The sequence below is a fragment of the Microbulbifer sp. CnH-101-G genome (genome assembly GCF_052466775.1).
In genome coordinates, this window is sequence record NZ_CP174292.1 from 1166335 (window position 1) to 1179151 (window position 12817).

Genomic DNA, 12817 nt, shown 5'->3' on the forward strand with positions numbered 1-12817 from the left:
ATATTTGGTGCTTTGTACGGGTATCTCCCCTTTATTATTGTCAGAAAGACAAAAGACTTCCACCGGTAGCTCACTGTTTCATAGGTGGGCTAGGGGGCACTATCGCCATCATTCCTGAACAGATGACTAGAGGGACTAATGAAAGCACTCAAAATTACTCAGTATGGTGATATCGACAGCAGCCTGGCTTTTCAAGAGGCCAATGTACCTGAGCCGGGTGCTGGCGAGGTGCTGATTAAAATAAATGCAGCGAGTATCAATCCCATAGATCTGATGGTGATGCGCGGTGAAATGAAGGCTGTGAAGAAGCTCAATCTACCAGTGGGTATCGGCCGTGACCTAAGTGGTCAGGTGGTCTCTGTGGGTAATGGGGTCTCCCAATATCAGCCCGGTGAAGAGGTCTTCGCTAGGGTGGGGGAGGATCATGTAGGAACTCTTGCCCAGTATCTGGTAGTGGATGCTTCTCACTTGGCGAAAAAGCCCAACAACCTTACCCATGAAGAGGCTGCAAGCGTCCCCCTGGTGGGGCTGACTTCCTACCAGGCCCTGATTCAAGTTGCGGGTTTGAAAAAGGGAGAGAAAGTATTGATTCATGCGGGTTCCGGTGGCATTGGCTCTATGGCTATTCAGCTCGCTAAGGCTTACGGCGCTTATGTGATAACAACAACCAGTAGCGCCAATGTGGAATGGGTGCGCAAGCTTGGTGCGGATCAGGTGATCGACTACAAAAAAGAAAACTATCTGGACCTGCTGTCTGATATTGATGTGGTTTATGACACCCTCGGTAAGCAATACACATTAGACGCTTTCAAAGTCTTGAAGAAAGGTGGCAGGGTAGTATCTATCGCAGGGGTGGTGGACCCGCAGACGGCGAGGGAATTGGGTATCAACTGGTTGTTGCGCAAGTTGATCCGCCTAAAGTCGCGTCCGATATTGAAGCTGGCGAAAGAGAAAAACGCATTTTATCGTATGGTCATCATGCAGGCGAATGGCGCCCAGCTCAAAGAGTTGGGGGCCCTGTATCAGGACAAGATAATTCATCCGGTCGTCGATAGGGTTTATCCCTTCGAGCAGAGCCTGGCTGCGTTCACTTACTTGAATACCAAGCGGGCAAAAGGCAAAGTGGTTATTTCACTGGCGAATGGCGGTTGATGTGCTGGATTCTTTAGGGTTGCTTTTTCGCTAAGATGTCAGCCATACCTTGAGATTTGGGTATGGCTGCCACTGACTCTTAACTTCTCACTTTTTATCTTCTTATCCTCGGGCGCAGTTGATCAATGCCTATCGATTGCATTCCTGTTTTTTTAAAATTTTATAAAGCCCTGATATTGAAGGGAGATAGTTTCTCCCAATGTATCTGTAAAATAATTGCCATCAATTTCCGGCTTTAATTGAGGGGTTATGAGACTTGCCTCACATAATGACCTCAGATTGCAACTTCACTGCGTTGAAAATTAACAACGGCCGGTTTCCCTAGATTTGACTTCCCTCACATCTGCCCATTTCTGTATTCACTACAATGCCGCTGGCTGAAAGGTCCCTGTTTTCAGGCATTTCAATGTGGCCCATTAGGGGCTTGCACATCGCTGGTTTTCATTGATAAGGATTGGGTCAGAGGTAGGCCACATGTTCAGAATTTTGCAGGTAACTCTCCTTCTTTTATTGGCAGTCGCAGTGAATGCGCAGGATGTCAGCCGAGATGATATCCGTGGTTTGGATGAACAGATCCAGGATGTCAAAAAAGATGTGATCGACCTCACCGCGACTTTGGCACAGCTGGAAGAGAAGCTGTTGTTTCCCTCAAATACCCAGGTGGCCCTGTTTGTTTCTGTTGCCGACGAAAAGCCATTTGAGCTGGAATCTGTAGAGATTACGCTCAATGGGGAGATCGTTGCGCACCACCTCTACACCTATCGCGAAATTGAATCTCTGCAGAAGGGAGGGGTGCAAAAAATTTATACCGGTAATGTGCAGGCGGGTGCGCACCCGTTGCAGGTGCGCTTTATCGGTAAGACCCCTTCCGGTAAAGATTATCAGGCCAATGCCTCTTACCAGATCGATAAGGCAGTGGGGCCCAAATTTGTTGAGATCAGGATTTCCGGAACCGAGTCCGAGATTAACTTCAAGGACTGGTAATCATGCGCATCCCACTGCTTTTCGCATTCTCTGGCGTCGCCGGGGCTAGCCTGCGTGCTCTCAGCTTCACTCTCTGTAGCTTCTCTCTGCTTTCCAGTGCTGCTCAGGCCGACGATGAGAAAGAGGAGCTACGCGATTTGTTTTTCGGTGCGGCCATGTATTACGCCCATCAGGAAAATTATTTCGATGCGATTGTGGCCCTGGACAACGAGTTGGGCCAGTACCACCGTCTGGATGAGCCGGAGCTGGACCCATTCAGTGCGCATTTGGGGCAGGCGGAATTTTCTGTGGGCGACCTGGAGCTTTCCTATCGGATGCACCGGGAAGCGGGCCGTGCGATTGAGGCGGTGCTAAAAGGCAACGTTTCTCAGGAAGTGCGTAATGAGGCCGCCTATCGCCTGGCTAAGATTCACTATCACAAACAGCAACCCCTCAATGCTCTGCATGCACTGGAAATGATTGAGGGCAGGGTGCCCTTGCGGGTGCGTGCCGATGAGCAGTTCCTGCGTGCGCGGGTATTTATGGAGTTGGGGCGCCTCGAAGAAGCCGTTGAGTTGCTTAAAGATTTAAAAGGTGAGGAATCCCTAGACGGCTTTGTGGAGTTCAACCTGGGTATCGCCCAGTTGAAGTCCGGTGAGGAAGCCCGCGGTGTGCTTGAGCTCACGGCTCTTGGCAAGCGCCGCAGCAGCAATCCTGTCGACCAGGCACTGTATGACAAGACCAACCTCTTGCTGGGCTCTCACTTGATGGAGGCCGGCGAGCTGGAGTTGGCGCGCCCCTATTTTGATCGGGTCAATCTCGAGGGGCCTTTCTCTAATCGAGCACTACTCGGTGCCGGCTGGGTGGAAGCTCGTGCGGGCCGATATGATCGCGCCCTGGTGCCCTGGAGAATCTTGCAGAACCGCAAGGGCACTAATGAGGCGGTTCAGGAAGTGATGTTGGCGGTGCCTTATGCCTACGGCAAGCTGGATGTACACAGTACCGCAGCCATTAATTACGGCCGCGCCCTGGATGCTTTTGGCCGTGAAATCGATACGCTGACCGCTTCTATCAATAGTATTCGCCAGGGAAAGTTTCTCGAAGCGCTACGCCGTAAAGAGGCTACCCAGGTGCAAAACTGGGTGGTGGCTTTGCGCAATCTGCCGGAGGCGCCGGAGACCCATTATCTCCTTGATCTGATGGCCTCCAATGATTATCAGGAATTCCTGCGCAATTATCGCGATCTCAATGATCTCTTCGAGCGCAATAAAGAGTGGCTTAAAAGCCTGACCGCTTATGAAGATATTATCAGTGCGCGTCGAGCTTACTACGAGCCCCTGCTGCCACAGTTAGACGATCAATTCCGTGCGCTGGATGCGCGTATCAAGTTGCGTATGGAGCAGCGCGATCAGTTTTCCAATCGTATCGAACAGATGCTGGTTTCCCGTCGCCCCGAATATCTCGCTACCGCCGATGAGCAGGAAGCGCGCCTGCAGCTGTTGCAGCTGCACAAGGAGATCGCGCGCAACCCCAAAGGTTTTACCGAGGAAACCCGCAGCCGCCTGGCGCGCTTGCAGGGTATTTTGGATTTACGTCTCTCCACCGAGTATCACCAGCGCCTCACAGAAGCTTATAAGCATTTGCAGGAACTCAATATTGAGATTGAAAAACTGCAAACAATTTATCGCTCGTATGTGCGCAGTCGTCAGGCGGCTACCCATAGCTATACCGGTTACAACAAGAATATCCAGCGCCTGCGTGCGCAAATTCACGCTGCTCAGCAGCGTCTGGAGATGCTGATGGCCCGCCAGGGCAGCATGCTGGAAGCGCTCGCCGTTGAAGAATTAGAGCGCCGTCGCAGCCAGTTGGAAAGCTACCAGATTAAAGCGCGCTTCGCCCTGGCCGATAGTTATGACCGTGCCAACGAGCTGCAAGAGCAACGCGAGGATGAGCGCAAGATTGAGCAGCACCGCGAGGCTCAGCCGGAAACGCTTCCAGAGCACAACCCTCCCGAAATGGAAGCATCAGAAACTGAAAATAATCTGCAGGAGCCGGATGAGGTTGAGCAGCATCGTGAAGCTCAGCCGGAAACTCTTCCGGAACACAATCCTCCCGAAATGGAAGCATCTGAAACTGATAATAAGTTGCAGGAGCCGGACGAAGTTGAGCCACACAGCGAGACCCAGACGGAAACTCTTCCAAAGAGCAGTCCTGCCGAATCGGAAGCTCCAGAGATTGAGGGGGATAAAGCGTGAAATCCTTAACCAAGCGCGTAAAACACCCCGTTAGGGCTGCTATTAAGCCCGTCGCGACAGGATACAAGCCCCCGATCTTACTGCGCCGCTGTGCATTAGCTGCGGCAGTATTGTTGCTCAACGCCTGTGCGGTTAATAGCGGCAAGACCATTGGCAGTCTGCAGAATGTCGATATTGAGATCAAAGAAGAATATATCGACGGAAGCCTGGAAAAGGCCCTGGCCAGCTACCAACGCTACTTGCAGGAAACTCCAGAGTCTAAACTCACTCCCGAGGCGATGCGCCGTATTGCCGACCTGAAAATCAAGCAGGCGCACCGGGCCGAAGATGCCGCTATCGACGGTGTCGCGGCTGCTGGCAGCGGTGCTGTGATCGCCATTGATGCTCCAGAAGTACCTGAAGAGAATACTTTGGAGGCTCCCGCAGGAGTTGCTGCGCCAGTGTCCAAAGTACAAGATCAACAGCTACAGGAAGTTGCAGCAGAGCAAACTGGCGCGGCGGAATCCGATGCAGATTTCGAAGCCCGTGCTAGCAGTAGTGTCGAGATTGCAGCGGATACTACCCCGCTACAGGTGCCCGAAGAGGACCCGGAAGCGCTGATGTCAGCCAATGCCCGTGAGGCGATCGCGCTGTATCTTAAGCTGCTGAAAAAATATCCCTTCTACGACCGCAATGACCAGGTGATGTACCAGCTCTCCCGTGCCTACGAAGAGGCGGGGCAAATTGATGCTGCAGTGGATGTATTGCGCCAGCTGGTGGCCAAGTATCCAGATTCGCGCCATATCGATGAGGCCTGGTTTCGCCTGGGTGAATACTACTTTACCCGTAAAAAATACCTGGATGCAGAAGAGGCCTATGGTCGGGTAATTACGATCGGCGAGATTTCCAGTTTTTACGAATTGGCCTTATATAAGCGCGGTTGGTCCCTGTTTAAACAGGATATGTACGAGATGGCGCTGGATGATTACGTGGCCATGCTCGATTACAAAGTTTCTCAAGGTTACGATTTCGACCAGCAGACCAATATGGTTGAACGCAAACATGTGGATGATACTTTCCGCGTGGTGAGTCTGAGTTTCTCTTATATGGAGGGGCCGGATTCCATTGTCGATTATTTCTCCCGCAAGGGCGCGCGTCAGTATGAATACCTGGTGTATAGCCACTTGGGTGAATACTACCTGGACAAGCGCCGTTACCAGGATTCGGCGAAATCCTACATCGCTTTTGTGGAGCGGAATCCACTGCACAAAGTTTCCGCGGATTTTTCTATTCGCGTCATCGATATTTACAGCAAAGGTGGATTTCCCAAGCTGGTACTTGAGGCGAAGAAAACCTTCGTCAATACCTACGCTCTCAATGCCGAATACTGGACCGTATTCGATATCAATGAATTCGGTGAAGTGGTTGAGTTTTTACAGGCCAACCTGATCGACTTGGCAGGCCACTATCACGCTGCCTACCAGAATAAGAAGTTGAAGGATAAGAAAGGCGAGCACTATCGCGAGGCCATTCACTGGTATCGCCGCTATCTACAGTCCTTCCGTGAAACCGAGCGTGCGCCGGAAATGAACTACCAGCTCGCCGGTTTGATGCTGGAAAATCGTGACTTCCACAATGCCGCACTGGAATATGAACGCACCGCTTACGAATATCCCGCTCACAAGGACTCCAGCGAAGCGGGCTACGCTGCGGTTTATGCTTACCGTGAACACCTAGCCAATAACCTGAAAGAGGCGAGCCTAGATCAACGTGCGCCGCTGTTGCGGGAAATTATTCGTTCCTCCTTAACGTTTGCCGATACTTTTGCGCAACACGCCAAAGCGCCACAGGTGATGTTGGGCGCGGTGGAGGAGTTGTATGGTCTTAAAGACTATACGCCAGTGATCGAAAACGGCCGCCAGCTGCTGGAGAAATTCCCTGCGGCAGAGCAGGAAATTCGCCGCTCCGCCTGGATGTTGGTGGCCCACGGTTCCTTTGATACCCAGGCCTATGTTGATGCGGAAGTGGCCTATGGGGAAACGTTAAATCTCACTGCGACTGATGCCAAAGATCGTGCGGGGCTGGTCGATAACTTGGCCGCGTCCATTTACCAGCAGGGTGATATGGCGCGCAAGCAAGAGGACCATGCCACCGCTGCCGGCCACTTCCTGCGAATTCGCGCTGCGGCTCCGGGGGCGACTTTATTGGCTACGGCGGAGTACGATGCCGCTGCCTCCCTGATTGTGCTCAAGGATTGGACCCAGGCTGCCACGGTGCTGAACAGCTTCCGCAGGAATTTCCCCGAGCACGAACTGGCCAAAGATGTCACCAAGAAATTGGCGGTGGTCTATCAGGAGAGCGGAGAGCTCTTGTTGGCGGCCGCAGAATTTGAGCGTATTGAGCGAGAATCTGAAGATGAAGAGATTCGTCGTGAAGCCCTGACTCAGGCGGCGGATCTCTACAGTGCCGCCAAAGATAGTGACAGAGCCCTGGCGGTATTGCGCCGCTACGTCAAGCTGTTCCCCAATCCTATGGAGCCGGCTCTGGAAACACGGCAGAAGATTGCCGATATCTATAAATCCTCCGGCCAGCAAAAACGCTACACGCAGGAATTGCGCGAGATGGTGCGCATTGAGTTGCGCGGCGGATCCCAACGCAGTGATCGCACCCGCTACCTGGCCGGTAACGCCGCACTGCAACTGGCGCAGCCCAGTTATGAAGCCTTTACCCAGGTGGCGCTGGTGAAGCCCATCGAGCAAAACCTGAATCTGAAGCGCAAGCGCATGAAAAAAGCGATCAGCGATTTCTCAGCCCTGATCGACTACAAGGTAGCGGATGTGACCGCTGCCGCTACCTATTATCTCGCGGAAATTTATCTGCACTTCAGTGTGTCCCTGAAAGACTCTGAGCGCCCAAGTAATTTAAGTGCGCTTGAGCTGGAGGAGTATGAGCTGGCTCTGGAGGATCAAATTTATCCTTTCGAGGAAAAAGCGATTTCCGTACATGAGAAAAATGTTGAGCTGCTCGGGGTGGGTATTTACAACCCCTGGGTCGACAAAAGTATCGGAAAGCTGGCCGGCCTGATGCCGGCCCGTTATGCACGCGCCGAGGAAGCTGGTGAGTATCTGCAGAACATTGTGCCTCTGCCGCCAGAACCTGAGGTGTTGGAATCGGGTGAAGCGGTTTCCGGCCAGTAACAGTGAAAATGGAGATTAGGGCTATGCAAATAAGATTGCGAATGGTTGTCCTGATGGTTGTGGCTTTGTTTCTGGCTGCCTGTGCGGGTGTCCAGACCAAGTCGGGAAAAGTTTCTGATTATTCCTCTGTGCGGGTATCCGGCAGTGTGAGCCGGGACTTTGCGCGTTCCCTGGAACTCCTCGCCAATAAGGAATTTGTGCAGGCCATTGAATTATTGGAGTCGGTTGTTGAGCGGGAGCAGCGCTTGCCTGCACCCTATATCAATCTCGGTATTGCCCAATCTCAGGTTGGCGAGGAAAAAAAAGCGGAAGAGGCTTTTCTTAAGGCGTTAGAGATTGATGCCGAACACCCGGTAGCCACCAATGAGTTGGCTGTGCTTTATCGCAAGCAGGGTCGCTTTGCCGATGCGCGCAAAATTTATGTGAATGCCTTGGCAGAAAACCCCGAATACCTGCCTTTGATTAAAAATCTAGGCATATTGTGTGATCTCTATCTGCAAGATCTCCAGTGCGCTCTGGCACAATTCCAGCAATATGTGCAGCTGGAGCCAGAAGATCAGGATGTATCCATCTGGCTGGCGGACCTTAAGAGGAGGGCGGACAAGTGACAGTGCAGTGTAAATGGATTTTGCCGTTCCTTATGGGGTTAGCTATTTCGTCATTCGCCAATGCGCAATCACAGGATGAAGAAAAAACACAATCCACAGAAAAGAAAGTGGATTCCAAGGTAAAGGAGCTATCGGGTATATCCATTATTGGTAACAAGGAAGCGCCCAAGTCCCTTTATATCGTTCCCTGGAAAAGTTCCGAGGTGGGCGTTGAAAGTGATCTTGTCTCCAGTTTGATGGACGACAAGCTCAAACCGCTCGACAAGGAAGTTTTCATGCGTGAGCTGGAGTTCTACCAGCTCAGCCTGTCCGGCGATTAACGCCGTCCTTTCTCTGGCAAATGCCAGAGCAGCAACCAATTACTGCAGTATTTCTCAAGAGGGTTTGTAATGGACTTTTTCAATAGCGTCATCGAGTTTTTCCAGACGGGCGGTACTTTTATGTACCCCATTCTTGTGGTGGCCGCCCTGGGTAGCGCCGTAGCGATTGAGCGATTTATTCGCCTGCACTACGAGCGCCATACCAATCGCACCATGTGGGATAAATTACAACCGATTCTCTCCAGCGGGGATTTTGATCGCGCTCGCAATCTGGTCAAGCAGGATAATTCCAGTGTAGCTAAGCTGCTTTCCATGGGCCTTGCCCGCCAGGGTGCGGTGCGCCGTCGCGAAGACATCGAAATCGCGATGGAAGAGAGCATGATGGAAATCACTCCGCAACTGGAAAAGCGCACTCCCTACGTCGCACTGTTTTCCAATATTGCCACGTTGCTAGGACTGCTCGGTACCATTATGGGCCTGATCGAAGCCTTTACTGCGGTTGCTAATGCCAACCCTGCAGAAAAGGCTGACCTGCTCTCCGCCAGTATTTCCGTGGCGATGAACACTACCGCCTTCGGCCTGATGACCGGTATTCCCCTGTTGATCGTGCATGCGCTGCTCAACTCTCTTACCGGTGAAATTATCGACAGCCTGGAAATGGTTTCCGTAAAAGCCTCCAACCTGATCGACAGCTCAACTCGCCGCCGCTTCGAAATCGATGCGCCTGCTTCAGAGAAGAAAGCTGAAAATAAGCCAGTTAATAAATCTGAAAAGCACTCCAAAGCGCAACCCGAGGCCCAGGCCAAAACCGAAGAACAGCAAACGGAAACTGCGTAATGAGAAGGCGGCGCCACGGGAGAGATAGAGAAGCCCCGGAGCTGGACATCACCGCCTTCCTGAACCTGATGGTGGTGCTGGTACCCTTCCTGTTGGTATCGGCAGTGTTCTCACGGGTAACAATTTTAGAACTGAATATGCCGAGCGGAGCCGGCGGCGGAGCGCCGGATGATCCCGCAGTTACGGTGGAAGTCGTCGTGCGTAAGGAGGCGCTGGAAATCAGTGACGGTGAGAAGGTTATCGCGCGTTTTCCTAATCTGACTCAGCCCGAAGTGAGTGAGCCCGCACCGGTGGAAGCAGCTGTGGAGGCTGGCACTGAAGAGGGCGAAAAGCTTGCTCTGTTGCCAACTGCCGAGGTCTACGATCTGAAAAAACTCACTGAGTTTTTATTGCAGGTAAAAGCCAGCTATCCGGAAAAAACGGATTCCATTTTGTTGATGGAAGCGGATATCGCCTATGAGCATCTTGTGGGTGTGATGGATACCGTACGCGGAGCCGAAGTGCGTGTGGAAGGTAGTGATCCCAGCGATCCCGAAGCGGTGGAAAGGGTGGTGCTGTTTCCCGATATTTCCATAGGAGATGCGCCGTGAGACATGAAAGCCGACGTATGAAGCGCATGGCGCGCAGCCATAAACGCAAAAAAACCTCGGGAATGAACCTTACCTCACTGATGGATGTGTTCACCATTCTGGTGTTTTTCCTGCTCACCAACACCTCCAGCAATGAGGCGTTGGAGCCACCCAAGGTCATTACTTTGCCAGATTCAGTGGTGGAGACTAAGCCCAGGGAAACGGTGACCCTGATGGTGACCGATGAGGAAATCCTGGTGGAATCCAATTCGGTGGTGGCTACCAGCGAGGTGCTTGAGAGTGAGGAAATCATTATCGAGGCCATCAAGCAGGCAATGATTGCCGAAATGGGTAAGGCCATCGGTGTGGCCCAGGCTTCTGCCGAAGCAGAGGCTGAGGAGGAAGGCACTGAAGGTGAAGTACAGCCGGAGCCACCGGAAGTCAATATTCTCGCGGACAGAGGCATACCGTTCAGTTTGCTTAAAAAGGTGATGTCCAGCTGTACGGAAGCTGGCTACACCAAGGTATCGCTGGCGGTTATTCAGAAAGCATCTCAGGGTTAATGGAAGTTTGTGAGTAATTTTCTACAACAACAGCAGGCGCTTAGCGAATCGCTCAATGCGGTTCGCCAGCGTATGCTCCTGCTCGAGGATGAGCGGCAGCAGATAGAGGAGCAGCTGGCTGAGTTGCAGGCCAATGGCACCAAGTTCCAGCTGCTTGATGAAATTTCCGAGCGCCTGCGCAAGCTCGAAGAGGCCGGCGCCGGAGAAATGTTCTGGGCAGAGGATTACCGGGTCGATGCCTCCGAGCGGATGATTGCGCGAATTGGCGAATCCACCCGCGATTACAATGAGCGGCTGGACCAGCTACATCAGTCTCGCCGACAAGTCCTCGACAATATTGAATATTGTAATGAGGAAATCTTTGCTCTGGATGAGCAGGCAGATGAGCTGCGCCGTGAAGAGGAAGAGTCTAAGTACGAATTCGAAATCACACGCGAATTTGAACAGCCGGATTTTCGTCCGATGGTTATGCCTTGGCATACCCAAGGTGAGGATGAAAAGCGTTTCCGCCTCTGTGTATTTGCGTCTCTATTTATCGCCACTTTATTGGGTTATCTAGTGCCGCTGTACACGCTGCCGGAACCGGAATCCGAGGTGGTTGAAATTCCAGAGCGCCTGGCCAAGCTGGTCATCGAAAAGAAAACCAAGCCCAAGCCGCCGCCTGAGCCGGAGAAAACCAAGCCCAAGAAAGAGGAGAAAAAACCCGAGCCTAAGCCTGAACAAAAGGTGGCTAAGCAGGAGCCGAAGCCTACCAAGACCGAGAAAAAGCAGGCTCGTAAGAAAGCCGAGCGCGCCGGTGTTCTGGCCTTCAAAGATAATTTCCAGGATCTCATTCAGGATGATCTGGATAATCGTCTCGGCCAGCAGACACAGCTGAGCACGGCTGGTAAGAAGGAAAATCGCAGCCAGCGTTCTCTGATTACTTCTGCTGCGGCCAAGGGTAGTGGCGGCCTGAGTGCTTCCGATGTGAGCCGCAACGTGGCTGGAACTGGCTCCTCTCTGGGTGGTGTCGAGTTTGCGCGAGTGGAGAGTGCTATTGGTACCGAGGGTGACTTTGCCGGTGAGGATCGTCCGCTTAGCGATGGTGTGGGGCCGTCCCGAACCGACGAAGAAATTCAGATTGTCTTCGATCGTTACAAGTCGTCGCTGTATCGCATCTACAACCGCGAGTTGCGTAACAACCCGGCTCTGCAGGGCAAGATGGTGTTGAAAATTACTATCGAACCGGATGGCTCTGTATCCATGGCACAAGTGGAATCCAGTGATATGGATTCACCGGCACTCAATGCCAAGATTGTGGCAAGGGTCAAGCGGTTTAACTTCGGTGAAAAGGCTGGTGTTCCAACGATCACCATTCTCTACCCGATCGACTTCCTGCCTCAAAACTAATCAAAAGTGTCTCCTTCTCACTTGGGTGACGAGGAGACACTTTTTGTACATGCTGGTTTTGTAAAAGTTTTTCATTGCTTTCTAGATGACTCCCTTCCTGGGTATCCCTGAGAACCACTTGGCAATCTCCAAAAAAGTTCCCTTGCCCCGCGGTATTTATGACCTGTTTCACGGCCACTTTTTTCCTCTGCAATTAAAGTTCGCGCACCGGGCAGACCCTGTGCGGTGGCAGTGCTTGTGGGCTCTGTCGAGGATTTTGTAAACAGAAAAGCGGCGGCTGATAAGTGACGATGATGTCGGAAGTAATTAGGCAAACCTCTCGGAAGTACTCTTTAGCTGGTTTTATTTTAGCCAGTATGTTCTTCCTGTTTGTAGCGAGCAACGCCTCGGCTACTGAAGAATGCCCCGTAAACTTCTTGCCGGATCTTGTAGAAATCGCCAACGACAGTCACTGTGAATTATGTGGAACGGGTACAGTTCGTATAAGGCTTCGAAACCCCACTGATGAGCCGTTACGAGATCTTGCTTTGAATGTTGATCTCAATAACCCACGTCTCGAATATGCTGGTAATTTGCGTATTTCCGGTAGTGCTAGCTTAACCTCCATACCAAGTGATGGTGACAATAACCCTTCCTTTTCTTTTTCTGATTTACCAGCCTCACTTCGAGATCCCATTTTTTTGGGCAGACGATGTGATAATTCCAATGTATTTGATAATGATTGTGAGTTTGTAGAGCTGAGCTTTGATGTACGTAGCCGCCCTGGGGAGGAAGAAAACCTTGCAGAGCAAAACTTAAGATTGGACATAACTGCTCTTGCTCAATATTCGGCTTGTGGCAGAACAACGATTCAGCAGCAGAGTCACAATCGCACTCTAGATATTGAGCAGCCGACCCCAACTCTTAGTAAATCGGTAAGAACATTTGATACCGGTACGGGTGCATTGATTCCAAGATTTGGTGATTCCACAGCCTATGGGCATAT

At 51.8% G+C, this 12817-nt stretch carries 10 protein-coding genes; all 10 read left to right on the forward strand.

The window, feature by feature from the left end; translation table 11 throughout:
* The first annotated feature begins 138 nt into the window (after positions 1–138).
* Positions 139–1152, forward strand: a complete 1014-nt coding sequence (locus tag ACJJID_RS05370; RefSeq protein WP_444921806.1) for an NADP-dependent oxidoreductase — start codon at positions 139–141, stop codon at positions 1150–1152.
* Between the two features lie 474 nt (positions 1153–1626).
* A complete protein-coding gene (locus tag ACJJID_RS05375; protein WP_152453024.1) occupies positions 1627–2136 on the forward strand; it encodes a hypothetical protein in 510 nt (169 codons plus the stop codon).
* A 2-nt stretch (positions 2137–2138) separates the two neighbouring features.
* A complete protein-coding gene (locus ACJJID_RS05380; protein ID WP_444921807.1) occupies positions 2139–4370 on the forward strand; it encodes a hypothetical protein in 2232 nt (743 codons plus the stop codon).
* Positions 4367–7546, forward strand: a complete 3180-nt coding sequence (locus ACJJID_RS05385) for a tetratricopeptide repeat protein (protein WP_444921808.1) — start codon at positions 4367–4369, stop codon at positions 7544–7546. Before ACJJID_RS05380 ends, ACJJID_RS05385 begins: the two co-directional genes overlap by 4 nt.
* 23 nt (positions 7547–7569) lie before the next feature.
* Positions 7570–8154, forward strand: coding sequence for a tetratricopeptide repeat protein (locus ACJJID_RS05390; RefSeq protein ID WP_444921809.1), 585 nt, complete (start codon positions 7570–7572; stop codon positions 8152–8154).
* Positions 8151–8474, forward strand: coding sequence for a hypothetical protein (locus ACJJID_RS05395; RefSeq protein ID WP_253868938.1), 324 nt, complete (start codon positions 8151–8153; stop codon positions 8472–8474). The genes ACJJID_RS05390 and ACJJID_RS05395 overlap by 4 nt, the downstream gene beginning before the upstream one ends.
* Before the next feature lie 69 nt (positions 8475–8543).
* Entirely contained in the window at positions 8544–9311 is a 768-nt protein-coding gene (locus ACJJID_RS05400; protein ID WP_444921810.1) for a MotA/TolQ/ExbB proton channel family protein, read from the forward strand.
* Positions 9311–9901 (forward strand): ExbD/TolR family protein, encoded by a 591-nt coding sequence (locus tag ACJJID_RS05405; RefSeq protein ID WP_444921811.1) that lies wholly within the window; start codon positions 9311–9313, stop codon positions 9899–9901. Before ACJJID_RS05400 ends, ACJJID_RS05405 begins: the two co-directional genes overlap by 1 nt.
* Positions 9898–10443 carry an ExbD/TolR family protein gene (locus tag ACJJID_RS05410; RefSeq protein WP_253868941.1) on the forward strand — a complete coding sequence of 182 codons (546 nt, stop codon included), beginning with the start codon at positions 9898–9900 and terminating at the stop codon, positions 10441–10443. The genes ACJJID_RS05405 and ACJJID_RS05410 overlap by 4 nt, the downstream gene beginning before the upstream one ends.
* A 9-nt stretch (positions 10444–10452) precedes the next feature.
* On the forward strand, positions 10453–11832 hold the full coding sequence (locus tag ACJJID_RS05415) for an AgmX/PglI C-terminal domain-containing protein (RefSeq protein WP_444921812.1): 1380 nt from the start codon (positions 10453–10455) through the stop codon (positions 11830–11832).
* The last annotated feature ends 985 nt before the right edge of the window (positions 11833–12817 follow it).

What these genes read in the sequence shown, in the direction of transcription:
- ACJJID_RS05370 (WP_444921806.1), top strand. Translation starts at nt 139, where the DNA reads ATGAAAGCACTCAAAATTACTCAGTATGGTGATATCGACAGCAGCCTG.
- ACJJID_RS05375 (WP_152453024.1), top strand. Translation starts at nt 1,627, where the DNA reads ATGTTCAGAATTTTGCAGGTAACTCTCCTTCTTTTATTGGCAGTCGCA.
- ACJJID_RS05380 (WP_444921807.1), top strand. Translation starts at nt 2,139, where the DNA reads ATGCGCATCCCACTGCTTTTCGCATTCTCTGGCGTCGCCGGGGCTAGC.
- ACJJID_RS05390 (WP_444921809.1), top strand. Translation starts at nt 7,570, where the DNA reads ATGCAAATAAGATTGCGAATGGTTGTCCTGATGGTTGTGGCTTTGTTT.
- ACJJID_RS05400 (WP_444921810.1), top strand. Translation starts at nt 8,544, where the DNA reads ATGGACTTTTTCAATAGCGTCATCGAGTTTTTCCAGACGGGCGGTACT.
- ACJJID_RS05405 (WP_444921811.1), top strand. Translation starts at nt 9,311, where the DNA reads ATGAGAAGGCGGCGCCACGGGAGAGATAGAGAAGCCCCGGAGCTGGAC.